Origin of the sequence: Streptomyces sp. NPDC090045 (assembly GCF_044747975.1) — a bacterium.
GTDB lineage: Bacteria > Actinomycetota > Actinomycetes > Streptomycetales > Streptomycetaceae > Streptomyces.
Window position 1 is genome coordinate 370,425 of the sequence record NZ_JBIVFA010000005.1, and the last position, 22,152, is coordinate 392,576.

The following is a 22,152-nucleotide window of genomic DNA, read 5'->3' on the forward strand; positions in this document are numbered from 1 at the left end:
CGTACGGACTACTTGGCGAGGGCGTCGACACCGGCCTTGGCGAACTTCTCGTCCAGGTCACCGCTCGGGGCGCCGGCCACGCCGATGCCCGCGACGGGCGCGCCGTTCGCCTGCACCGGGGTGCCGCCGCCGAGGAAGAGGGTGCCGGGGATGTCCTTCAGGTTCGGGGTCTGGGCGAGGCGGCCCACGAGCACCGAGGTCGGGGCGTTCCAGGAGACGGCGGTGAAGGCCTTGCGCTGCGCCGACTCGTAGGACTGCGGGCCGGCGCCGTCGCCGCGCAGGGTGACGATGGTGTTGCCGTTGCGGTCCACCACCGCGACCGTCACCTTCTGGTTCTCGGCCTGCGCGGCCTGCAGCGCGGCCTGGGCGGCGCGGGTGGCGGCGTCGACGGTGAGGTGCGTCGTGGTGGTGAAGTTCTTGTCGCTCGGGCCGTCGTTCTTCTTGCCGGCGACCTCGGCGGCGACCGGAGCGGCGTCGGCGGCGGGGGTGGCGCTGGCGCTCACGGCGCCGAAGGCTCCGGCGCCCAGGGCGACGGCGAGGGCGGTACCGGTGAGAACGCGGGTGCGGGTGTTCATCTCTGCTCCTGAGAACGGTGACACGGTGACGGCATCGGGTCGGTCCGGGCCGGTCGGACCGGCTCCTTCACTGCTCCAAGCCTGTCCCCGAACCCCCCGCCACCCCGTCCCCGTACCGGCTCGCCCCGCCCACCGCACCGGTTGACCCCAGGGTCATCCAATCGGTCGATGCGGGCCGCCTCCGGCGCGGTATTTCCTGGTCAGGCCCCTGCGCCAGGCCCGGCACGAGCCCGGGGCGGAACCCAATCCTCCACCTCGCCACACCCCTCCAGCCGCCCGTGCCACTCCAGCCCTGCCACACCACTCCGGCCCTGCCACACCAGCCCAGCCCCGCCACACCAGCCCACCGCACCATCCAGCCCGCCGGGGACAAACCCAGCCCCGCCGGGGGCAAACCCAGCCCCGCCGGCGTTTGAGGCGCGGGGTCCGGGGCGGAGCCCCGATCTTCCAGCCCCGCCGGCGTTTGAGGCGCGGGGGCGCGGGGGCAGCGCCCTCTGGGGGTCCCCCCGGACGGAGTCTGGGGGAGGCGCCGCCCCGCCCCCGAACACCGCCACCGGCGACAATGGACACACCCGCGAACCAGGAGCCCCGGTGAGCCACCCCACCCGCAAGCCAGACACGAGAACGCTGGCCACGGTCGCCCACACCGCCTTCTTCCTCCTCCTCGGCGCCTCCCTGCTCCGCTTCCTCCTGCGCCACCCCGGCGAACCCCGCACCCCGTGGATCATCGCCCTCAGCATCACCCTGGCCCTGCTCTACGTACTCGGCCCCGCCCTCGGCGCCGCCCCCACCGCCCGCCGGCTCCTCTGGCTCGGCCTGGTCGTCACCACCTGGGTGGTCCTGGTCGTCCTCGCGCCGAGCTTCGCCTGGTGCGCCGTACCGCTCTTCTTCACCGCCCTGCGCACCCTCCCGCCCCGCGCCGCCGTCGTCCTGGTCGCCCTCCTCACCTGCTTCGTGGTGATCGCCCAGCTGCAGCTGTCCAAGTCCTTCGACCCGAACCTGCTCCTGGCCCCGCCCGCGGTCGCCGCCCTCGCCACCGCCGTCTTCGTCCACATGGAACGCCAGGCCCAGGCCCAGCGGGAGCTGATCGACGACCTGATCCGCACCCGCCGGGAACTGGCCGCCACCGAACGCCGCGAAGGCACCCTCGCCGAACGGCAGCGGCTGTCCATGGAGATCCACGACACCCTCGCCCAGAACCTGTCCAGCCAGCAGATGCTGCTGCAGGCCGCGGACCGCACCTGGGACGCCGACCCGGCCACCGCCCGCGCGCACGTCCGTACCGCCACCGGCATCGCCGCCCACGGCCTCGCCGAGGCGCGCCGGCTCGTCCACGACCTGGCCCCGTCCGAGCTCGCCGACGGCGCCGGCCTCGCCGAAGCGCTGCGCGCCCTGGACGCCGGCCCGGACATCGAGGTCCGCTTCCACCTCGAAGGCACCCCGGCCCCGCTCCCGGACCGCGTCCAGTCCGCCCTGCTGCGCATAGCCCAAGGCGCGCTGGCCAACGTCCGCGAGCACTCCGGCGCCCGCACGGCCGCACTCACCCTCAGCTTCCTCGGGGACCAAGTGGTCCTGGACATCGCCGACGACGGCCACGGGTTCGCCGAGCCCCGCACCGGCGCCGCCGAACGCGGGCACGGCCTGCCCGCGATGCGGGCCCGCGTCCGCCAGCTCGGCGGCACCCTCACGATCGAATCCACGCCGGGCGAGGGCACCGTCCTCTCCGCGGCCATCCCCCTGGAGCCGGCCCCATGACGACGATCCTGCTCTGCGACGACCACGTGGTGGTCCGCGCCGGCCTGCTCGCCCTCCTCGGCAGCGAGCCGGACATCGAGGTCCTCGGCGAGGCGGGCAGCGGCGAGGAGGCGGTGGCCCTGGCCGCCAAACTCCGCCCCGACGTGGTCCTCATGGACCTCCAGCTCGGCGAGGGCATCGACGGGGTGGAGGCCACCCGCCGCATCACCGCCGCCCCCCACCCGCCGCACGTCCTGGTCCTGACCACGTACGACACCGACGCGGACATCACGCGGGCCATCGGCGCGGGCGCCACCGGCTACCTCCTCAAGGCCGAACGCCCGGAGGAGCTCTTCGCCGCCATCCACTCGGCCGCCCAGGGCCGCACCACCCTGTCCGCGCCCGTCGCCAGCCGCGTGATGGCCCACATGCGCGGCACCCGCCCCACGCTGACCGACCGCGAGCTGGACATCCTCGGCCAGCTCGCCCGCGGCCTCGGCAACCGCGACATCGCCCGCGCCCTGTTCATCAGCGAGGCCACGGTCAAGACCCACCTGGGCCGCATCTACGACAAGCTCGGGGTCGACACCCGCGCGGGCGCGGTGTCCGTGGCGAAGGAACAACGCCTCCTCCCTTCTTGACGTCGGACTCCGTCCGGGGTGGGGACGTCCCGGGACCCGTGACACCATCGGGTACGTGCTCGACATCGGCTACTCCCTCTCCCGGCGCTTCCCGGACCCCCCGCAGACCGACTACCGCTCGGCGGACGTCCACTCCCTGCGCCACGACCTGTTCTGCGGGGACGTCTACCTCGCCGACACCAACGCGGACCGGGAAGTGTCCACGGCCTGGGGATGGGTGCCCGTACTGGACTTCGCCTGGGCGCTGTGCGACATCGTCGAGCAGCTCGACCAGGACCCCCGCGGCAACCGCTCCGCCAACCGGCAGCACGCCGAGCTCGACTTCACCGAGTCCACGGACCGGATGCTCTTCGAGCGCCGCTTCGGCTGGGTCGACGTCGAGGCCGACTGGATGCCGGCCGAGGAAGCCCCGCTGACCTTCAGCCACCGCCTGCTGCGCCGCGAGGCCCGCGACTTCCTGCACGACCTCGTTGCGGACCTCATCGACATGCACGACGGCCTCGCCGACAACCCCGTCATCTGGACCCTCCAGGCCAAGTTCCCCCGCGTCCCGGCGTGAGCACGACCGAGCCCGGCGTGACCGAGCCCGGCACGACCGATCCCTGTGCGATGAACGCCGACGCCACGGACGCCGACGCGGCCGTCCCCGAGGCGGCCGTCCCCGAGGCGGTCGACCCCGACGAGGCCGCCGCCCGCGCACGGCTCGACCGGGCCCTGGACCGGCTGGCCGTCACCTTCCGCGGCATGACCGCCCGGGCCGACGAGGTCCAGTGCGACTGCCACTGGGGCAGCGCCGAGGAGCTCGCCCAGTTGAAGGTCCCCGACAGGGAACTCGACCCCGACCTGCTGCACCTCGCCTGGAGCACACCCGACTGGTACGACCACGGCGCCGTGCTGCGCCGCGTCCTGCCGCAGTTCGCCCGCCGGCTGACCGCCGGCCTCGGCGCCCACGCGTACGCCATCGACCACGTCGGCACCTCCTTCGAGCGCGGCGAGTGGCAGCAGTGGCCCGCCGAGCAGAGCGCGGCCGTACGGGAATTCCTGCACGCCTGGTGGGCCCACACCCTCCGCAGCCCGGACCCGGCCGTCCCCGCTGAGGACCTCCTCCCGCTGGTCAGGGAGGCCTCCGGCGCGCTGGGCCCTTGGCTGGCGGTGTGGGAGGCGACCGTAGGCCCCGTCGCCGACCGCCACCTGGCCGAGACCCTCAGCTCCTGGACGACTGGGCTGCTGGTGGGCTACCTGCCGTGGGTCTCCGGGAGCACCACCTGGGAGGAGGACGTGGCCGTCCACGACGAGCTCACCTCCTGGTTCGCACACCACGCCCCCGCGCGGCTGCGCGCCCACGGTGCCTCCGAGGAGCTGCTCGAAGACGTACGCCTGCTCGGCCTCCCCGGCCCCGTCCGCGGGGAGGACCCGCACTGGCAGGTCGTCCGCCGCCGCATCCGAGCAGCGGCGGACCGTGCCGCCCAAGCAGCGGCTACCCCTCCACCCGCAGCCCCAGCTGCGCCGCCAGCGCCGGAGCCAGATCGAACAGCTGCGCCGGGCTGATCACGGCCCCGGCCAACGCGTCCACTCCCCGCGCGATCCCCAGCTCCGTGGCCTCCCGCAGGTCCACGTCCTGCATCCGCACCCCGCTGAAGTCCACCCCGCGCAGCGCGCAGTCCCGGAACTCCACCCGCTCCAGCACCGCACCCCCGAAGTCCGGCTCCACCAGCACGCACCCCTCGAAGACCACGTCCTTGAGCCGCGCCTTGCGCAGATTCAGGTAGTCGATCTTCCCGCCGCGGACCACCACCCGCTCCAGCACGGCCCCGTGCAGCTGCACCCCGCCCAGTCGGGCGTCGAGCAGTTCCACGTCCCGCAGCGAGGCCCCGGACAGGTCCGTCCCCACTCCGCGGACCCCTTCCAGCACCGAGTCCAGGAACCGCGCCTTCGAGAGCCCCGCCTCGTCCAGTACGCAGCGCCGCACCGCGCAGTCCATGAACCGGGCCCCGATCCCCTCCTGCCCCGCCAGGTCCAGGTCCGCGAACTCCACCCCGTCGTAGTCCCCGTCCGGCTCCAGCCCGCCCCCTTCCCACACGGCCAGCTCCGGCAGCCGTACCTCCGGCCGTCGCGCCGCCTTCACCGTCCGCTGCTGCCCCTTGCTCGCCATGCCCCCATCGTGGCCCACCCCACTGACAACCCCTTGACCTCAACCATGCTTCAGATAAGAACGTGGGGCCCATGACCACCGTGCCCACCATGAACGCGATCCGCCTCCACGCCTTCGGCCCCGCCGAGAACCTCACCTACGAAACCGTCCCGGCGCCCGTTCCCGCCCCCGGCCAGGTCCGCATCGCCGTCGCCGCCGCCGGCGTCCACCTCTTCGACACCGCCCTGCGCGAGGGCGAGCGCGGCCCCGCGCCCGCCCTGCCCGAGCTCCCCACCTCCCCCAGCTACCGCTGGGAGGTGCCCCCACCGGCCGCGAGGTCGCGGGCACCGTCGACGCCCTCGGCCCCGGCACCGACCCCGCCTGGCTCGGCCGCCCCGTCGTCGTCCACCTCGGCTTCGCCCCCGGCGGCTACGCCGAGTACGCCGTCGCCGACGCCGACCGGCTCCACCCCGTACCGCCCGGCCTCGACCCCGCCGAGGCCGTCGCCATGATCGGCACCGGCCGCACCACCCTCGGGATCCTCCAGTTCGCCGACCTCGGCCCCGACTCCGTCGCCCTGGTCCCCGCCGCCGCGGGCGGCATCGGCACCCTGCTCGTCCAGTACGCCGTGAACGCCGGCGCCACCGTGATCGCCCTCGCCGGCGGCCCCGCCAAGACCGCCCTCGCCGCCGCCAACGGCGCCCACCTCGCCCTCGACTACACCGACCCCGCCTGGCCCGACGCCGTGCGCGCCCGGTACCCCGCCGGCGCCACCGTCCTCTTCGACTCCGTCGGCGGCGACACCGCCCGCACCGCCCTCACCCTGCTCGCCCCCGGCGCCCGGCACCTCGTCTTCGGCTGGTCCGGCGGCCCCCTCGACCTGACCGACGCCGAACGCGCCGACCTCACCGCCCGGGGCATCACCACCCGCGGCGTCCTCGGCCCCGCCATGCTCCAACAGGTCGGCGCCCCCGACCCGCTGCGCGTCCTGGAGACCCGCGCCCTCGCCGAAGCAGCGGCCGGCCGCCTCCGCCCAGCCCTGACCCGCTACCCCCTCGCCAAGGCCGCCACCGCCCACCACGCCCTCGAAACCCGCGCCACCACGGGCAAGGTCATCCTCGAACCCTGACCGACCCGACCGACCCGGGCGGGCTACGCGGAGCCCAGCGTCGCCAGGGCGGCGTCCGTCAGCCGGTAGACCGACCACTCCTCCTGCGGCCGCGCGCCCAGGGCCTCGTAGAAGGCGATGGTCGGCGCGTTCCACTTCAGCACCGACCACTCCAGCCGCTCGTAGCCCCGCTCCACGCACGTCCGTGCCAGCTCCGCCAGCAGTGCCTTGCCGTGGCCGCCGCCGCGCACGCCCGGCCGCACGTACAGGTCCTCCAGATAGATCCCGTGCACCCCGCGCCACGTCGAGAAGGAGAGGAACCACACCGAGAAACCGACGGCCTCCCCGTCCTCCGTCTCCGCGATGTGCGCGAACACCGCCGGCCGCTCCCCGAACAGCGCCTCCCGCAACTGCTCCTCGGTGGCCCGCGCTTCGTGCGGCACCTTCTCGTACACGGCGAGCTCGCGGATCATCGCGTGGATGACGGGGACATCGGTGATTTCGGCGCTACGGATCATGCGCGCAGCCTAAGGGGGGCCGCCCAAGGGGGCGGATCGTCCGCGCGTCAGCGTCCCAGCAGTGCCTCCGCCACCGTCAACTGGTCCTCGTCCAGGTGCTCTTCCCCGTCCTCCACGTCCCACAGGCAGTTCTGCAGCACCCGCCCCAGCGTCCACGCCCGCGCCCGTTCCCGGTCCAGTCCCACCGTCTCCGTCAGCAGGTCGAAGCGCCACCGCACCTCCTGCGGACGGAAGTTGTTGACGATCGCCGGCAGCAGGTCGAAGCCCGGATCCCCGGCCAGGGGCTTCGGATCGATCGCCAGCCACGGCTCCCGGTCGCCCGCCAGCACGTTGTCGTAGTGCAGGTCCCAGTGCAGCAGCCGGTCCCCCGGCTCGTCCGCGACCTCCGCCACCGCGGCCGCGCAGTCCCGCAGCAGCCGGCGTTCCCGCTCCTCCACCAGCAGCCCCGCCGCGCGCGGCACGTCCTGCAGCATCTGCGCCGCGATCTCCCCCAGTCCGCGCAGCCCGGCCGGCGCGGGCACCGCCGTCAGCCGCGCCAGCAGCTCTCCGACCACCCCCACCGCCCGCCGTGAGTCGCGCTGCGCGAGCGCCGACAAGTGCTGCCGCTCGTCGAGCCGTTCCAGCAGGAGCGTGCCCGTCTCCGCGTCGTGCTCCAGCAGCCGTACGCACCCCCGCCCGCCCCACGCGCGCAGCGCGACCGGCTCGCCCACGCTCTCCTCGTCCAGCGACACCAGCTTCAGTACGGCCGCGCTCCCGTCGGCCCGCTCCACCGGCAGCACCAACGCCGTCACCCCGTGCAGGGGCGGCCCGGCAACGCACCGCAGCTCCCACCGCTCCAGGAACCGCGCCGCCCGCTCCGGCAGTGCCGCGATGAACTCCCGCCCCGCGTCGCCGTTGAACCTGAGCTGCGCCTCGACCAGCCCTTCCGGAATCTCCCCGATGTCCATCATGATCCGAAGGTAACCCCCGGCAGGATCCGAACGGGCGGCCTAGCCGATCCCCGCGCCCTTCAGCGTCCGCGCGAAGGCCTGCGCGTCGAACATCGACCCGTCCTTCGCCCCCAGCGCCCGCCCGTCCACCAGCACCACCGGCGTCCCTCGCGCCCCGGTCGCCTCGAAGGCCTTCTCCGACTCGCCGGCCCACCCCTCGTACGTCATCCCCGCGACGGCCTCGTCGAAGGCCGCACCCCGCAGCCCCGGCACCTCGTCAGCGATCTTCAGCAGCAGCGCGTCCGTGAACCTCCCCTTCGGCTGGCTGGCGAACACCGCCGCGTGGTACTCCGCGAACCGCCCCGCGTCCACCGACGCCCGCAGTGCGTTCACCGCCTTCACCGACCCGCTCGCCCCGCCCTGGTCCAGGAAGGAGGCCAGCAGGTACTCCACCTTCACCCGGCCGTCCGCAGCCAGCTTCAGCAGCGTCTCGCCGCCCGCCGCCTCGAACTTCGCGCAGTGGCCGCACCGCGGATCCACCAGCACCTGCACCGTGCGCGGCGCGTCCGGCTTCCCCACGACGACCTTCGCCCCGTCGACCCGGGCCGGCAGCTTCGCCAGCACGTCCGCGATCGGGCTCGTCCGCACCGCGGCCGAGTCCGCGACGGCCCGCTCGCTCCCGCTCCCGCCCCCGGCGCCGTCCGCCCCGCAGCCGGCCACCGCCCCGACCGACAGCACCGCCGCCGCGACCCCCGTGACGATCCGCCCCGCGCGCCCTGCCCTGCGTATGGTGCCCGTCATCAACCGAACCTCTCACCCGAAAACACAACAAAACCCCCACCACCCTACGGTCCCCGCCGCCCCTCCCACATCGGCCATCCGGCCTGGAAACCCGCCCCAACGCACGACAACCAGCCCCTGGACGGCCCACCGGAACCGGGTGTACCAACTCCCCCATGACGATCAACGGCGGTATTTCCTTCTGGTACGCGACCGACCCGGGCGCCGCGGCCACCCCACCCCGCGCCCCCCTCACCGCCGACAGCACCGCCGACGTCGTCATCGTCGGCGGCGGCTACACCGGCCTGTGGACCGCCTACTACCTCAAGCAGGCCGCCCCCGACCTCCACATCACCGTCCTGGAACAGAAGTTCTGCGGCTACGGCGCCTCCGGGCGCAACGGCGGCTGGCTCTACAACGGCATCGCCGGCCGCGACCGCTATTCCGCACTCCACGGCCACGAGGCCGCCCGCCGGCTCCAGCACGCCATGAACGAGACGGTCACCGAGGTCATCGACGTCACCGCCAAGGAAGGCATCGACGCCGACATCCACCGCGGCGGCGTCCTCGAAGTCGCCCGCACCCCCGCCCAGCTCGGCCGCCTCAAGGCCTTCCACGCCGCCGAGCTCTCCTTCGGCGAGAGCGACCGCGAACTGTTCGACGCCACCGAGACCCACCGCCGCATCAACATCGCCGACGCCGTCGGCTCCAGCTGGAGCCCGCACGGCGCCCGCATCCACCCGCTCAAGCTGGTCAAGGGCCTCGCCGCCGCCTGCGAACGCCTCGGCGTCGTCATCCACGAGTCGACCCCCGTCACCGAGATCGCCCCCCGCCGCGCCGTCACCCCCTACGGCACGGTCCGCGCCCCGTACGTCCTGCGCTGCACCGAGGGCTTCACCGCCGCCCTCAAGGGCCAGAAGCGCTCGTGGCTCCCGATGAACTCCTCGATGATCGTCACCGCCCCGCTCCCCGCCGCGACCTGGGACCAACTGGGCTGGTCGGACTTCCCGGTCCTCGGCGACATGGCCCACGCGTACATGTACGCCCAGCGCACCGCGGACGACCGCATCGCGATCGGCGGGCGCGGAGTCCCGTACCGCTTCGGTTCCCGCACCGACAACGACGGCCGCACCCAGCCCGCCACGATCGAGTCCCTCCGCGACCTCCTCTTCTCCTTCTTCCCGCAGCTCACGGGTACGGAGATCACCCACGCGTGGTCCGGCGTCCTCGGGGTCCCCCGCGACTGGTGCGCCACCGTCACCCTGGACCGCACCACGGGCCTGGGCTGGGCCGGCGGTTACGTCGGCTCGGGCGTCGCGACCGCCAACCTCGCCGCCCGCACCCTGCGCGACCTGGTCCTCGGCGAGTCCACCGACCTCACCGCCCTCCCCTGGGTGGGCCACAAGGTCCGCCGCTGGGAGCCGGAACCCTTCCGCTGGCTCGGCGTCCAGGCCCTCTACGCCGCCTACCGCGAGGCCGACCGCCGCGAAACGGCCACCCACCGCCCCACGACAACACCCCTGGCCCGCCTGGCGGACCGCATCTCGGGCCGCCACTGACACCCGGCCGCCCCGGACATGCCGAAGGCCCCGGACCATGCAGGTCCGGGGCCTTCGGGCACGGAGCCCCCTGTCGGGTTCGAACCGACGACCCCCGCTTTACAAGAGCGGTGCTCTGGCCAGCTGAGCTAAGGAGGCAAGCCGCCATCACTCTACACAGACCGCTCTCGCGCGGGCCATCACATTGAAAGCAGCGGACGTCACCCGGCCGGCTACTTCGCGTCGCCGTTGAACTTCGCGGCCGACCAGAAGTAGCCGAGCACCGCGAGACCCAGGCACCAGGCGACCGCGAGCCACCCGTTGTGGCCGATCCCGCTGCCGAGGAGCAGGCCGCGCAGGGTCTCGATGACGGGCGTGAAGGGCTGGTACTCGGCGATCGGCTGGAACCAGCCCGGCATCGCGTCGACCGGGACGAAGGCGCTGGAGAGGAGCGGCAGCAGGATCATCGGCATCGCGTTGTTGCTGGCGGCCTCGGCGTTCGGGCTGATCAGGCCCATGCCGACCGCGATCCAGGTGAGCGCCGTGGCGAAGAGCACGAGCAGGCCGAGCGCCGCCAGCCACTCCAGGGCGGTCGCGTCCGTGGACCGGAAACCGATGGCCACGGCGACGGCGCCCACGAGGACCACGCTCATCACGCACTGCAGCACGCTGCCGACGACGTGCCCGATGAGCACGGCCCCGCGGTGGATCGCCATGGTGCGGAAGCGGGCGATGATCCCCTCGGTCATGTCGTTGGAGACGGACACCGCGGTCCCGACGACGGTCCCGCCGACGGTCATCAGCAGGATGCCCGGGACGACGTACGCGATGTACGCGGAGCGGTCCGCGCCGCCGATGCCGGCGCTCATCACGTCTCCGAAGATGTAGACGAAGAGGAGCAGCAGCATGATCGGCGTGAGCAGCAGGTTCAGGGTGAGCGACGGGTAGCGCCGGGCGTGCAGGAGGTTGCGGCGCAGCATCGTGGACGAGTCGCGGACGGCGAGGGAGAAGGAGCTCATCGGACGTTCTCCTTGGGCTGGTTGGGGATGCGGGGTGCGCCGGTGGTGCCGGCTGTGCCGGTCAGGGCGAAGAACACGTCGTCGAGGTCGGGGGTGTGGACGGTGAGCTCGTCGGCCTCGATGCCGGCGGAGTCGAGCCGGTCGAGGAGGGAGCGGAGCGCGCGCTGGCTGCCGTCGTTGGGGATCTGCAGGGCCAGCGCCTCCTCGTCCCCGGTCGCCTCGCCGACGGCGAGGGCGGCGGCCCGGTACCCGGCCGGATCGGTGAAGCGGAGGCGGACGTGTCCGCCGGGGATCTTCCGCTTCAGCTCCTCGGCGGTGCCCTGGGCGGCGATCCGGCCGTCGTTGAGCACGGCGATGCGGTCGGCGAGCTGGTCGGCCTCCTCCAGGTACTGGGTGGTGAGGAAGACGGTGACGCCGCCCGTGACCAGCTCGCGGATGATCTGCCACATGGTGTGGCGGGAGCGCGGGTCGAGGCCGGTGGTGGGTTCGTCGAGGAAGATGATCCGCGGGCTGCCGACCAGGGTCATGGCGATGTCGAGGCGGCGCTTCATGCCGCCGGAGTAGGTGGAGGCGGGCTTCTTCGCGGCTTCGACCAGGTCGAACCGCTCCAACAGCTCGGCGGTGACCCGCCGCCCCTCCCGCTTGGACAGGTGGTGCAGGTCGGCCATGAGGAGCATGTTCTCCTCGCCGGTGATCAGGCCGTCGACGGCGGAGAACTGGCCGGTGACACCGATCGCGGCCCGTACCGCCTGCGGGTCGGCGGCCAGGTCGTGGCCGGCGACGCACAGGTCGCCGGCGTCGGCACCGACGAGGGTGGAGAGGATCTTGACGGCGGTGGTCTTGCCGGCGCCGTTCGGCCCGAGCAGGGAGAAGACCGTGCCTTGGGGGACGGTCAGGTCGATGCCGTCGAGCACGACCTTCTCGCCGTAGGACTTGCGCAGCCCGTGCGCCGCGATGGCCAGGTTCGTCATGGTGGGTGCTCCTCAGATGCTGCGGGCGGTGATGTCGCCGTGGGCGGTGGTGGCGTGGATGGTCAGGGCGGCGGTGGCGCCCTCGCTGTTCTGCAGGGAGTTGTGGATCCGGCCGTAACCGGTACCGGCGTCCAGGGAGGCGGAGACCCCGCGGGCCGCGCCGACCGTCACGTCACCGGCCTGGGTCGACAGCTCGACCGCACCCTGCACGGCCTCGGCGACCTGGATGTCGCCCTTCTGCGTGCTGATCCGGGCCGGACCACCCAGCCGCCCGACCGACACATCACCCGCCATCAGCGTCAGCCGCGCACCGGCGGTCTCGTCGAGCTTGACCGTGCCCTGCGCCCCCTCGAACGTGACCTCACCGAGCCGGCCGACCCCACGAAGCTCCGCACTGGCCGCCTTCGCCTCCACAGACGAGCCCGCCGGCAGCTGGACCGTCACCTCGACCGACCCCGAAGCCCCCAGGAGCTGACTCTTCGCCTCCGGCGTCGAGATCCGCAAAACCCCGTCCGCATACGTGACGGTGGTCCCCTCCGCCGCCTTCACATCGCGCCCCTTCGACGCGTTCACCGGAAGGACCTCCACCCGGGTGTCCGCGCGATCCGCGGCGATGAACCGGACACGACCCGCCGCGATGTCCACAACGGCCGAGACCGGAGCGGGAGTGGCGAACTTCTGCATGATGCTTCTCCTTCTTCAGCGGCGGGCACCTCACCGGCCCGCCGTTTCTGATGAACGAAAAGCTACGTTGCATTCACAGATCCAGCAACAGATCCGTTGCGCACAGATCACATCACCGCAGCTCAGAGCCAGTAATTCATTGCAATGGATCTGATTTCAATGCAACAACCCACACCCGTCACGTTGCAATGGATGAAGAATGAACGCTATGCTCGACCCACTACGGACCACGAAGGAGGCCGCCATGCCGGGAGGCAGACTCACCCAGCAGGAACGCCAGCAGATCGCGGTGGGGCTGGCCGACGACCTCGCCTACGCGGAGATCGCCAGACGCCTCGACCGGCCGACCTCGACGATCACGCGCGAGGTCATGCGCAACGGCGGCCCCGCCGCCTACCGCGCCGAACTGGCCCACCGCGCCACCGAACGCCGCGCCCACCGCCGCAGGCAGCCCGCACCCCGGGGGGCGCAGGCCCCCGAGCAGGCCCACGGACGCGACGCCGAGGCCGTGCGCGAGTACGAGGAGACGTTCACGACCCTCTTCGTCCAGCAGGGCCTGCCCACGATGACGGCCCGGGTGCTGGCGTCCCTCTACACGACCGACGCGGGCAGCCTCACCGCGGCCGAACTCGTCCAGCGCCTCCAGGTCAGCCCGGCGTCCATCTCCAAGGCGGTCGCGTTCCTCGAAAGCCAGGGCCTCATCCGCCGGGAACGCGACGAGCGCCGCCGCGAGCGCTACGTCGTCGACGACGACGTCATGTACCAGTCGACGATCGCCGGCGCCCGGGCCAACGCCCTGCTCGCCGAGACCGCGCGCCAGGGCGTCACCATCCTCGGCCACGGCACCCCGGCTGCCGCCCGCCTGGAGAACATCGCCCGCTTCGTCGACTTCGTCTCCGAGAGCATCGCCCGCGCCGCGGACCAGGCCCGCGAGATCCTCCACACGAAACCCGAACCGCCCTCGGACGCCACCACCTGACGTCGTGGCCCTGCGCGGCAGGTCACACCGGACGGTCCGGTGGCCCCTGGGTGCTGACAGACGGCGTCCGGGGAGGTAGCGTCGGGCGGAGTCCGGTGTTACTGGACTAGACCCATTCTTCCTTCCACTCGGATCGTCCGGCACGTTCCTGCCGGTAGAAGGGATTCATCACCATGGCTTCTGTCACTTTCGACAAGGCGACCCGGCTGTACCCCGGCGGCGACAAGCCCGCCGTCGACCAGCTGGAGCTGGAGATCGAGGACGGCGAGTTCCTCGTCCTCGTCGGTCCTTCCGGCTGCGGCAAGTCCACCTCGCTGCGCATGCTCGCCGGCCTGGAGGACGTCAACGGCGGTGCCATCCGCATCGGTGACCGCGACGTCACGCACCTGCCGCCCAAGGACCGGGACATCGCGATGGTGTTCCAGAACTACGCGCTCTACCCACACATGTCCGTCGCCGACAACATGGGCTTCGCGCTCAAGATCGCCGGCGTGGACAAGGCCACCATCCGCAAGAAGGTGGAGGAGGCGGCCGACATCCTCGACCTGCGCCCCTACCTCGACCGCAAGCCCAAGGCGCTCTCCGGCGGTCAGCGCCAGCGCGTCGCGATGGGCCGCGCGATCGTGCGCCAGCCGCAGGTGTTCCTGATGGACGAGCCGCTGTCGAACCTGGACGCCAAGCTCCGCGTCTCGACCCGTACGCAGATCGCGGGCCTGCAGCGGCGCCTCGGCATCACCACCGTCTACGTCACCCACGACCAGGTCGAGGCGATGACGATGGGCGACCGCGTGGCCGTGCTGAAGGACGGGCTGCTGCAGCAGGTCGACACCCCGCGCAACATGTACGACCGTCCCGCGAACCTCTTCGTGGCCGGCTTCATCGGATCCCCGGCCATGAACCTGGTCGAGGTCCCGATCACCGACGGCGGCGTGAAGTTCGGCGACAGCGTCGTCCCGGTGTCGCGCGAGGCGCTGTCCGCCGCGGCCGACGCCGGCGACCGCACCGTCACGGTCGGCGTGCGCCCCGAGCACTTCGACCTCGCCGAGACCGGCGGCCTGACCATCGACGTGAACGTCGTCGAGGAACTCGGCGCCGACGGCTACGTCTACGGCTCCACCCCGGGCGAGAAGGGTTCGCAGGAGCTCGTGGTCCGCGTCAACGGCCGCCAGGTGCCCGAGAAGGGCTCCAGCCTGCACGTGGTGCCGCGGGCCGACGAGATCCACGTGTTCTCGACCTCCTCCGGCGAGCGGCTGTCCGGCTGACCCCGTACTCCGTACTCCGCAACAGCGCACGACCGGAGGGGCGTTCCGCAAGGGGCGCCCCTCCGCCGTGCGTTGCCCAACTCCGGCAGACCGGGCCATTCGGCCCTCTCCGTCAACCCGTAATTCGAAAAACCACGTCGAACCATCCCTCGACAGGGTGACTAAATGTCGCCAAATCTTCACCGAGCGCTACTCTCGCCCTCGTGACCCACACTGCCCGCCGTATCGGCCGATCCCTCGCCCTGGTCCTGCCCGTCGTCCTCGTCCTGTCCGGGACCCTCGCGGTCACCATGGTCCCCTGGGCGGACACGTCCTCCTCCCAGATCCTGACCGCTTCCGCCGAGGGCGTCTCCGCCCCGGCGAAGCCGCGCGCCTCGCACGAGGTGCTGCGCGAACAGCTCGTCGGTGATCTGCAGCAGGGCCAGGCTCCGGACGACGTCCTCACCCACCTCCAGCAGGAGGTGAACCGGCGGCCGTCGCTCGCCGAGCACTGCGTGGGGATCGCCAGGGCGCTGGGCCGGGCCGCCGTCGACGCGTACGGCCCGACGAAGGCCCAGTCCTTCGCCCGTCCCGTCTGCGACACCTCGTACGCCTCCGGCGTCGCCTCCATGGGCTGACGCACCCCGCGTCCCTACGCTGGCCGCCATGACCGACGACCACCGACCCGCCCCCGCTTCCCCTTCCGCAGCCGCGTTCCCCGCCGCCCCCACCCAGGCAGTCGTCCTGGCGGGCGGCCAGGGCTCGCGGCTGCGTCCGTACACGGACGACCGCCCCAAGCCGATGGTCGAGATCCCGGGGACGGGGGTGCCGATCATCGGGCACCAGCTGGCCTGGCTGGCGGCGGAGGGGGTCACGGACGCGGTGGTCTCCTGCGGGCACCTCGCCGGGGTGCTCCAGCAATGGCTGGCCGGCGCCCGGCTGCCGCTCCGCGTGACCACGGTGGTCGAGGAGGAGCCGCTGGGGCGCGGCGGCGGCCTCAAGTACGCGGCACGGCACCTCCCGCACCCGGACCTGGCCTGGTACGCGACCAACGGCGACATCTGGACCCGGTTCTCGCTGCGCGAGATGGCGGCCTTCCACGCCGAACGCGGTGCGGTGGCCACCCTGGCGCTGGCCCGGCCGCGGATTCCGTGGGGGGTGGTGGAGACCAACGAGTTCGGGCATGTCCTGGACTTCATCGAGGCTCCGCCGTCCCCGTATCCGGTCAATGCCGGCGTGTACGTCTTCGGCCCCGAATTCGCCTCGCTGCTCCCGGACTTCGGGGACCACGAGCGGACGACGTTCCCGCGGCTGGCGCGCGAGCGGCGGCTGGCGGGCTTCCCGCTGCCCCAGGGGGCCTACTGGCGGGCCATCGACACCGCGAAGGACCTGACCGAGGCCGCACGGGAGTTGGCGGCGCAGACGGGCCCCTGAGCCCGCTCACGGTCCGCGGCACCCCACCGCACACCCGCAACACCCATCCGCCCACCCGCGTACGGCGCTTCGCGCGTCGCCCGGCGCACGCGGAAGGGCCCGGCACGCTCGCGCGCGCCGGGCCCCGGTCGTCGTACCGCTCCCCGCCGGTGGGGCTCAGCCGATGAGACCGCCGATCAGGCCGGGCTGCTTCGTCGGAGTCCCGCCCCCGCCGTTCGAGCTGCCCGAGGAGGACGGCTGCCGGGGCGACGTGGACTGCCGGGGGGCGCTGCGCGGGGTCTGCTGCTTGCCGGTGCCGGTGGTGCCCCGCGTCGCGGAGGGCGACTGGGAGCCCGTCCCGGCGGTCTCCCGGGCGGGTGCGCCCGAGGCGCCCTTGCCGGACTTCGCGGCGGGCTCGGTGGGAGTGGCGGAGGGCGAGGGGGGCGCCGCCTTGGCCGTCGGCTGCGCGGAGGGCTGCTGCCTGGCGGGGGTCTGCGGCAGCGGCCGGCCCGGCAGGTAGTTGCTCGGGGCCTCCCCGGGCCCGGGGACCGTGACGACGGTGGTGGAGCGGACGGCGCCGCCGAGGAGCGAGCCGACGAGCAGGGTGAGCCCGCACACGACGGTGGCCATGACGGCCCCGCGCCGCAGCACGCGCCGCCGCAGCCGCCAGATCTCGGAGCGCGGCCCGAGGGTGCGCCAGGCCTCTCCGGCGAGGCGTCCGTCGAGGGAGTAGACCGGGGCGCCCGCAATGATCAGCGGGCTCCAGGCGGCGAGGTAGATGATGTCGGGCGCGTCGTAGGCGGGGACGGTCTTCCAGCTCACCGTCATCAGCAGCGCGGCGGACAGGAGCGCCCCGAAGCAGGCGGCGAACCGCTGCCACAGGCCGAACACCGTCAGCACGCCCACGATGACCTGGAGGAAGGCCACGCTCAGGCCCGCGCCCACCGGGTGCGCGAGGGCGAAGTCCCGCAGCGGCTCGGCGAGCGCCCACGGGTTGAGCGTGTGCAGCCAGGTGACCATGGAGCCGCGTTCGCCGCCGTCGAAGTAGACGGGGTCGCACAGCTTGCCCATGCCGGCGTAGATGGAGATGAAGCCGAGGAAGACGCGCAGCGGGAGGAGGACGACCCCGAGGTTCATGCGGCGGCCCGGGTAGTACGAGGCCTGTCCGCGCGAGTCGGCGGCGGACCGCCGGGAGTACGGCCCGGGCCCGGAGCCGGGCGGCTCCTGGTGGGGCAGGTCCCGTACGGCGGCCAGCGGGCGGGTCTCGGCGGGGTCCCCGTAGGTGCGCTGGCCGATGACGGTCGGCGTGGCGAGGGTGTCCTCGGCGAGGTCGTGGGCGAGGTCGATGCGCGGGATGACCTGGGTGGCTCCTCCGTCGTACTCGCCGCCGCCGTAGGCGTCGTGGCCGCGCCCGGCCTCGCGTACGGCCTGGAGCAGTCCGCCCATGGCCGCGGCGTCGCCGGCGTCGGACTTGCCGCTCCAGACCACGGGGGCGCGGCGCCGGGTGGCCCCGGCGGCCGCCACCACGGCACCGCCCAGGACGGGCGCGCGGCCGGGGGCCTTGGCGGGCTTGGAACGCGCGCTCGGGCTCGGTGCGAGCCGCACGCGGAAGCTGGCGTGGTTGACGATGACCTGTGCGGGATCGCACGGCACCTTGACCATGCTCAGCGCGGGCTGGTCGTCGAACCCTGACGTTCTGGTGTCCACACTCATCTAACCGAGTGATCAGTGTTTAGGACACTGCCTTGACGTCAGGGATGTGTCCGAGACCCGTCAAGATCAAGCCACCCCGCCCGAAACGGGCGGGGTGACACGCTCACGGGTCATATTCCGTGAGCCAAGTGGATCAAGGGAGCGGGGCTCCGGTCGATCAGGCGCGGCCGCGGACCGCGCGGCGGCGGGCCGCCTCGTAGAGCACGACGCCCGCGGCGACACCGGCATTGAGGGACTCGGCGCCGCCCGGCATCGGGATGCGCACGAGGTAGTCGCAGTTCTCGCCGACGAGGCGGCCGAGGCCCTTGCCCTCGGAGCCGACGACGATGACGACCGGGCCGGCGAGCGCGTCCAGGTCGTTGACCGTGTGCTCGCCCTCGGCGGCGAGGCCGACGATGGTGATGCCGGCCTTCTTGTAGTCCTGGAGGGCGCGGGTCAGGTTGGTGACCCGGGAGACCGGGGTGCGGGCGGCGGTGCCGGCCGAGGTCTTCCAGGCACCGGCGGTCATGCCGGCGGCGCGGCGCTCGGGGATGACCACGCCGTGGCCGCCGAAGGCGGAGACGGAGCGGACGATCGCGCCGAGGTTGCGCGGGTCGGTGACGCCGTCGAGGGCGACGATCAGCGGGTCGTCGCCGCTGTCGTACGCGGCGGCCGTGAGGTCCTCCGGGTGCGCGTACTCGTACGGCGGGACCTGGAGCACCATGCCCTGGTGGTTGAGCCCGTTGGTCATGCGGTCGAGCTCGGGGCGCGGGGCTTCCATCAGGTTGATGTTGCCGCGCTCGGCCGCGAGCTGGAGGGCCTCGCGGACGCGCTCGTCGTTGTCGATGAACTGCTGGACGTAGAGGGTGGTGGCGGGGACGCCGTCGCGCAGCGCCTCGAAGACCGGGTTGCGGCCGACGACCATCTCGCTGGTGCCCTTGGGGCCGCCGCGGCGCGGGGCGGGGCGGCGCTTGGCGGCCTGGCGGGCCATGGCGTTGCTGATGCGGTTCGCCTTGTGCTTCTTGCGGTCCTCGGCCTTGGGCGTGGGGCCCTTGCCCTCCAGGCCCTTGCGCCGCTGGCCACCGCTGCCGACCGTGGCGCCCTTCTTGTTGGACGTGCGGCGGTTCCTGCGCTGGCTGTTCCCGGCCATGACCTCTACCTGTTTTCGTTGGTGCTGCGATATGTACGTATGAAGAGTGTGCGGCCCGGGACGCCGGGCGGCACACCAGGCTCAGCTGCCCGGGCTCAGCGGGGGCCGAGCGTCCAGCGCGGGCCCGTCGGGCTGTCCTCGATGACCAGGCCGGACTGCTGGAGCTGGTCGCGGATGGCGTCGGCGGTCGCCCAGTCCTTGCGGGCCCGGGCGGACTCGCGCTGGTCGAGGACGAGGCGTACGAGGGTGTCGACGGCGCCGTGGAGGTCCTCTCCGCGGTCGGCCTCGCCGGCCCAGTGCGGGTCGAGCGGGTCCAGACCGAGGACGGCCAGCATGGCCCGCACCTCGGACAGGCGCGCGATGGCCGCGTCCTTGTCGTCGGCGGCGAGCGCGCTGTTGCCCTGGCGGACGGTCGTGTGGACGATGGCGAGCGCCTGCGGGACGCCCAGGTCGTCGTCCATGGCCTCGGCGAAGGCGGGCGGGACCTCGGCCGCGGGCTCGACGGGGCCGCCGGCCTTCTCGATGACCCGCTGGTAGAAGCCCTCGATCCGGGCGAAGGCCGACTCGGCCTCGCGCAGTGCCTCCTCGCTGTACTCGATCATCGACCGGTAGTGCGGGGTGCCGAGGTAGTAGCGCAGGACGATCGGGCGCCACTGCTTGACCATCTCGGAGACGAGGACCGAGTTCCCGAGGGACTTGGACATCTTCTCGCCGGACATGGTGACCCAGGCGTTGTGCACCCAGTAGTTCGCGAACGCGTCGCCGAAGGCCTTGGCCTGCGCGATCTCGTTCTCGTGGTGCGGGAAGATCAGGTCCAGCCCGCCGCCGTGGATGTCGAAGGCCTCGCCGAGGTACTTGTGCGCCATGGCGGAGCACTCCAGGTGCCAGCCCGGGCGGCCGCGGCCCCACGGGGTCTCCCAGGAGGGCTCGCCGGGCTTGACGGACTTCCACATGGCGAAGTCGCGGGCGTCGCGCTTGCCGGTCTCGCCGGTGCTCTCCGGCTGGCGGATGTTGTCGAGCTCCTGGCGCGAGAGCGCGAGGTAGTCGGGGTACGACTTCACGTCGAAGTAGACGTTGCCCTCGGACTCGTAGGCGTGGCCGCGCTCGATGAGGCCGCGCATCATCTCGACCATCTCGGTGACGTGGCCGGTGGCGCGGGGCTCGTAGGTGGGCGGGAGGCAGCCGAGGGCGCTGTAGCCGTCGTTGAAGGCGCGCTCGTTCTCGTAGCCGATGGACCACCACGGGCGGCGCTGCTCGGCGGACTTCGCGATGATCTTGTCGTCGATGTCCGTGACGTTGCGGATGAAGGTGACCTCGTAGCCCCGGTACTCGAACCAGCGGCGCATCATGTCGAAGTTGAGGCCCGACCGGATGTGCCCGATGTGCGGGGCCGCCTGCACCGTGGCGCCACAGAGGTAGATCGAGACACAGCCCGCGGTGAGCGGGGTGAAGTCGCGGATCTGCCGGGCGCTGGTGTCGTACAGGCGAATAGTCACGGCATCCAGGGTAGTGCGCCTGTAGCAGTGCCCCGCGCCCTTTGGGGACGCGGGGCACCTTTGTTGTGGAAGATGTGCCGCCGCTACGGGTGTTCAGGCCCGGTTCGTCCGGTACACGAGGGCCGTGGCGATCGCGGCCAGCCCTTCGGCCCGGCCGGTGAGGCCCAGGCCGTCGGTGGTGGTGCCGGACACGGAGACGGGGGCGCCCGCCGCGGCGGCGAGCGCCTTCTGTGCCTCTTCGCGCCGCTTGCCGATCTTCGGGCGCACGCCGATCACCTGGACGGCGATGTTGCCGATCTCGAAGCCCTCGGCGCGGACGATCCGGGCGGCCTCCGCCAGGAGGGTGACGCCGGCGGCGCCGGACCACTCGGGGCGGGAGGTGCCGAAGTGCGCGCCGAGGTCGCCGACGCCGGCGGCGGAGAAGAGGGCGTCGCAGGCGGCGTGCGCGGCGACGTCGCCGTCGGAGTGGCCGGCGAGGCCGTCCTCGCCCTCCCACAGCAGGCCGGCGCACCACAGCTCGCGGCCGGCCTCGAAGGCGTGCACGTCGGTGCCGATGCCGACGAGCGGGATCAGCGGGGCGGTCGGCTCAGTGAGCGGCTCAGTAGCCATCGGTGGCCCTCCTGCGGGCGAGTACGGCCTCTGCGAGGACCAGGTCGAGCGGGCGGGTGACCTTGAAGGCCTCCTCGTGGCCGGGGATGACCACGACGGTGACGCCGAGCCGTTCCACCATGCCGGCGTCGTCGGTGGCGCCCTCGCCGTCGACGGCGATCGCGGCGTGCGCCCGCAGGAGGGTGGCGAGGTCGAAGCCCTGCGGGGTCTGCACGGCGCGCAGCCGGGCCCGCTCGGGCGTGGCGAGGACCGGCTCGGCCTCGCCGGGCTTGCCGGGCTCGACCTCCTTGACGGTGTCGGCCAGGGGCAGCGCGGGCACCACGGCCGGGGCTCCGTCGCGTACGGCCTCGACGACGGCGTCCACCGTGTCCACGGGGACGAGCGGGCGGGCCGCGTCGTGGATGAGGACGGAGGTGACGTCCTGCGGCAGCGCGTCCAGGCCGGCGCGTACGGAGTCCTGGCGGGTCTCGCCGCCGGGGACGACGAGGAGCTCGGTCCGCTCGGGCAGCGCGTGCTCGCCGAGGAGGAGGCGCACCTCGGCGGTCTCGGCGGGCGGGGCGACGACCACGACGAGGGAGACCGCGCGGGAGCGGGCCATCGCGCGTACGGCGTGGACGAGCATCGGGGTGCCGCCGAGGGCCCGCAGGGCCTTGGGGGCGCCGGGGCCGAGGCGTACCCCGCGGCCGGCGGCCGGGATCACCGCGGCGGTGCGGTGGGGGCGCGTTACGTCAGACATCAGTAGCTCCGAGCCAGGTTTGTGACTTCGGCCGACATGGGTATGGCCTGAAGGGTGCCGGGTGCGACGCCCTCGCCCCTTCCGTGACGACCGGTCGAGCAGGCTGCCCGGGCCCGGCACGCCATCGAGACGGTGGCAGTGTGGGAGTGAAGCGTACGGATACGTGCGGATACAGACATGCCGCAGCGCCCGGCAACAGGCCTCTCGT

The 22,152-nt window shown here is 72.9% G+C and carries 22 protein-coding genes, 1 tRNA gene and 1 pseudogene; 10 read left to right on the forward strand and 14 right to left on the reverse strand.

The window, feature by feature from the left end; genetic code table 11:
* Window positions 1-8: 8 nt before the first annotated feature.
* Window positions 9-575 (reverse strand): heme-binding protein, encoded by a 567-nt coding sequence (locus ACIPYQ_RS17100; protein WP_401251652.1) that lies wholly within the window; start codon window positions 573-575, stop codon window positions 9-11.
* 591 nt (window positions 576-1,166) lie between these two features.
* Between ACIPYQ_RS17100 and ACIPYQ_RS17105 the strand changes: the two genes are divergently transcribed.
* The 4 genes from ACIPYQ_RS17105 to ACIPYQ_RS17120 are packed head-to-tail and all read left to right on the forward strand — an operon-like array spanning window position 1,167 to window position 4,498.
* Window positions 1,167-2,330 carry a sensor histidine kinase gene (locus ACIPYQ_RS17105; RefSeq protein ID WP_401251655.1) on the forward strand — a complete coding sequence of 388 codons (1,164 nt, stop codon included), beginning with the start codon at window positions 1,167-1,169 and terminating at the stop codon, window positions 2,328-2,330.
* Window positions 2,327-2,950: a response regulator transcription factor gene (locus ACIPYQ_RS17110; protein WP_319732118.1), complete on the forward strand. Its 624-nt coding sequence runs from the start codon at window positions 2,327-2,329 to the stop codon at window positions 2,948-2,950. The genes ACIPYQ_RS17105 and ACIPYQ_RS17110 overlap by 4 nt, the downstream gene beginning before the upstream one ends.
* 55 nt (window positions 2,951-3,005) lie before the next feature.
* The gene (locus tag ACIPYQ_RS17115; RefSeq protein WP_030718823.1) at window positions 3,006-3,509 is read left to right on the forward strand and encodes a hypothetical protein; all 504 of its coding nucleotides are present in this window, start codon (window positions 3,006-3,008) and stop codon (window positions 3,507-3,509) included.
* On the forward strand, window positions 3,506-4,498 hold the full coding sequence (locus tag ACIPYQ_RS17120; protein WP_401251659.1) for a hypothetical protein: 993 nt from the start codon (window positions 3,506-3,508) through the stop codon (window positions 4,496-4,498). Before ACIPYQ_RS17115 ends, ACIPYQ_RS17120 begins: the two co-directional genes overlap by 4 nt.
* Here the strand turns inward: ACIPYQ_RS17120 and ACIPYQ_RS17125 are convergent.
* The gene (locus ACIPYQ_RS17125) at window positions 4,428-5,102 is read right to left on the reverse strand and encodes a pentapeptide repeat-containing protein (protein WP_401251661.1); all 675 of its coding nucleotides are present in this window, start codon (window positions 5,100-5,102) and stop codon (window positions 4,428-4,430) included. The genes ACIPYQ_RS17120 and ACIPYQ_RS17125 overlap by 71 nt on opposite strands.
* Before the next feature lie 89 nt (window positions 5,103-5,191).
* Between ACIPYQ_RS17125 and ACIPYQ_RS17130 the strand changes: the two are divergent.
* A pseudogene (locus tag ACIPYQ_RS17130) lies at window positions 5,192-6,210 on the forward strand (zinc-binding dehydrogenase).
* A 23-nt stretch (window positions 6,211-6,233) separates the two neighbouring features.
* Here the strand turns inward: ACIPYQ_RS17130 and ACIPYQ_RS17135 are convergent.
* From ACIPYQ_RS17135 to ACIPYQ_RS17145, 3 genes are read right to left on the reverse strand one after another with little or no spacing between them, the layout of a single operon-like run.
* Window positions 6,234-6,707, reverse strand: a complete 474-nt coding sequence (locus tag ACIPYQ_RS17135; protein WP_401251664.1) for a GNAT family N-acetyltransferase — start codon at window positions 6,705-6,707, stop codon at window positions 6,234-6,236.
* A gap of 47 nt (window positions 6,708-6,754) precedes the next feature.
* Entirely contained in the window at window positions 6,755-7,657 is a 903-nt protein-coding gene (locus tag ACIPYQ_RS17140; protein WP_401251666.1) for an aminoglycoside phosphotransferase family protein, read from the reverse strand.
* 39 nt (window positions 7,658-7,696) lie between these two features.
* On the reverse strand, window positions 7,697-8,437 hold the full coding sequence (locus ACIPYQ_RS17145) for a DsbA family protein (RefSeq protein ID WP_401251669.1): 741 nt from the start codon (window positions 8,435-8,437) through the stop codon (window positions 7,697-7,699).
* Window positions 8,438-8,592: 155 nt separating this feature from the next.
* Between ACIPYQ_RS17145 and ACIPYQ_RS17150 the strand changes: the two genes are divergently transcribed.
* A complete protein-coding gene (locus ACIPYQ_RS17150) occupies window positions 8,593-9,975 on the forward strand; it encodes an NAD(P)/FAD-dependent oxidoreductase (protein ID WP_401251671.1) in 1,383 nt (460 codons plus the stop codon).
* Window positions 9,976-10,039: 64 nt separating this feature from the next.
* Here the strand turns inward: ACIPYQ_RS17150 and ACIPYQ_RS17155 are convergent.
* The 4 genes from ACIPYQ_RS17155 to ACIPYQ_RS17170 all read right to left on the reverse strand — a co-directional run bounded on the left by ACIPYQ_RS17155 (window position 10,040) and on the right by ACIPYQ_RS17170 (window position 12,628).
* Window positions 10,040-10,113: transfer RNA gene (locus tag ACIPYQ_RS17155), tRNA-Thr, on the reverse strand.
* A 74-nt stretch (window positions 10,114-10,187) separates the two neighbouring features.
* Entirely contained in the window at window positions 10,188-10,973 is a 786-nt protein-coding gene (locus ACIPYQ_RS17160; protein WP_401251674.1) for an ABC transporter permease, read from the reverse strand.
* Window positions 10,970-11,944, reverse strand: a complete 975-nt coding sequence (locus ACIPYQ_RS17165) for an ATP-binding cassette domain-containing protein (protein ID WP_401251676.1) — start codon at window positions 11,942-11,944, stop codon at window positions 10,970-10,972. The genes ACIPYQ_RS17160 and ACIPYQ_RS17165 overlap by 4 nt, the downstream gene beginning before the upstream one ends.
* Window positions 11,945-11,956: 12 nt before the next feature.
* On the reverse strand, window positions 11,957-12,628 hold the full coding sequence (locus ACIPYQ_RS17170; RefSeq protein ID WP_401251680.1) for a DUF4097 family beta strand repeat-containing protein: 672 nt from the start codon (window positions 12,626-12,628) through the stop codon (window positions 11,957-11,959).
* A gap of 244 nt (window positions 12,629-12,872) precedes the next feature.
* On the opposite strand from ACIPYQ_RS17170, the gene ACIPYQ_RS17175 reads away from it, so the two are divergent.
* The 4 genes from ACIPYQ_RS17175 to ACIPYQ_RS17190 all read left to right on the forward strand — a co-directional run bounded on the left by ACIPYQ_RS17175 (window position 12,873) and on the right by ACIPYQ_RS17190 (window position 16,282).
* Window positions 12,873-13,607: a helix-turn-helix domain-containing protein gene (locus ACIPYQ_RS17175; RefSeq protein WP_401251683.1), complete on the forward strand. Its 735-nt coding sequence runs from the start codon at window positions 12,873-12,875 to the stop codon at window positions 13,605-13,607.
* 173 nt (window positions 13,608-13,780) lie between these two features.
* Window positions 13,781-14,869: a sn-glycerol-3-phosphate ABC transporter ATP-binding protein UgpC gene (locus ACIPYQ_RS17180; protein WP_361753234.1), complete on the forward strand. Its 1,089-nt coding sequence runs from the start codon at window positions 13,781-13,783 to the stop codon at window positions 14,867-14,869.
* A 203-nt stretch (window positions 14,870-15,072) separates the two neighbouring features.
* On the forward strand, window positions 15,073-15,486 hold the full coding sequence (locus ACIPYQ_RS17185) for a hypothetical protein (protein ID WP_401251687.1): 414 nt from the start codon (window positions 15,073-15,075) through the stop codon (window positions 15,484-15,486).
* A gap of 28 nt (window positions 15,487-15,514) precedes the next feature.
* Window positions 15,515-16,282 carry an NDP-sugar synthase gene (locus ACIPYQ_RS17190; protein WP_401251689.1) on the forward strand — a complete coding sequence of 256 codons (768 nt, stop codon included), beginning with the start codon at window positions 15,515-15,517 and terminating at the stop codon, window positions 16,280-16,282.
* 156 nt (window positions 16,283-16,438) lie between these two features.
* Here the strand turns inward: ACIPYQ_RS17190 and ACIPYQ_RS17195 are convergent, their stop codons facing one another.
* The 5 genes from ACIPYQ_RS17195 to ispD all read right to left on the reverse strand — a co-directional run bounded on the left by ACIPYQ_RS17195 (window position 16,439) and on the right by ispD (window position 21,944).
* Window positions 16,439-17,974 carry a DoxX family membrane protein gene (locus tag ACIPYQ_RS17195; protein WP_401251691.1) on the reverse strand — a complete coding sequence of 512 codons (1,536 nt, stop codon included), beginning with the start codon at window positions 17,972-17,974 and terminating at the stop codon, window positions 16,439-16,441.
* Window positions 17,975-18,131: 157 nt separating this feature from the next.
* Entirely contained in the window at window positions 18,132-19,103 is a 972-nt protein-coding gene (rlmB, locus tag ACIPYQ_RS17200; protein ID WP_361753228.1) for a 23S rRNA (guanosine(2251)-2'-O)-methyltransferase RlmB, read from the reverse strand.
* A gap of 95 nt (window positions 19,104-19,198) precedes the next feature.
* Complete coding sequence (gene cysS, locus ACIPYQ_RS17205; protein ID WP_361753226.1) at window positions 19,199-20,599, reverse strand: cysteine--tRNA ligase; 1,401 nt, start codon at window positions 20,597-20,599, stop codon at window positions 19,199-19,201.
* Window positions 20,600-20,692: 93 nt separating this feature from the next.
* Window positions 20,693-21,208, reverse strand: coding sequence for a 2-C-methyl-D-erythritol 2,4-cyclodiphosphate synthase (gene ispF / locus ACIPYQ_RS17210; RefSeq protein WP_401251695.1), 516 nt, complete (start codon window positions 21,206-21,208; stop codon window positions 20,693-20,695).
* Window positions 21,198-21,944, reverse strand: coding sequence for a 2-C-methyl-D-erythritol 4-phosphate cytidylyltransferase (gene ispD / locus ACIPYQ_RS17215; RefSeq protein WP_362233145.1), 747 nt, complete (start codon window positions 21,942-21,944; stop codon window positions 21,198-21,200). The genes ispF and ispD overlap by 11 nt, the downstream gene beginning before the upstream one ends.
* Window positions 21,945-22,152: the final 208 nt, after the last annotated feature.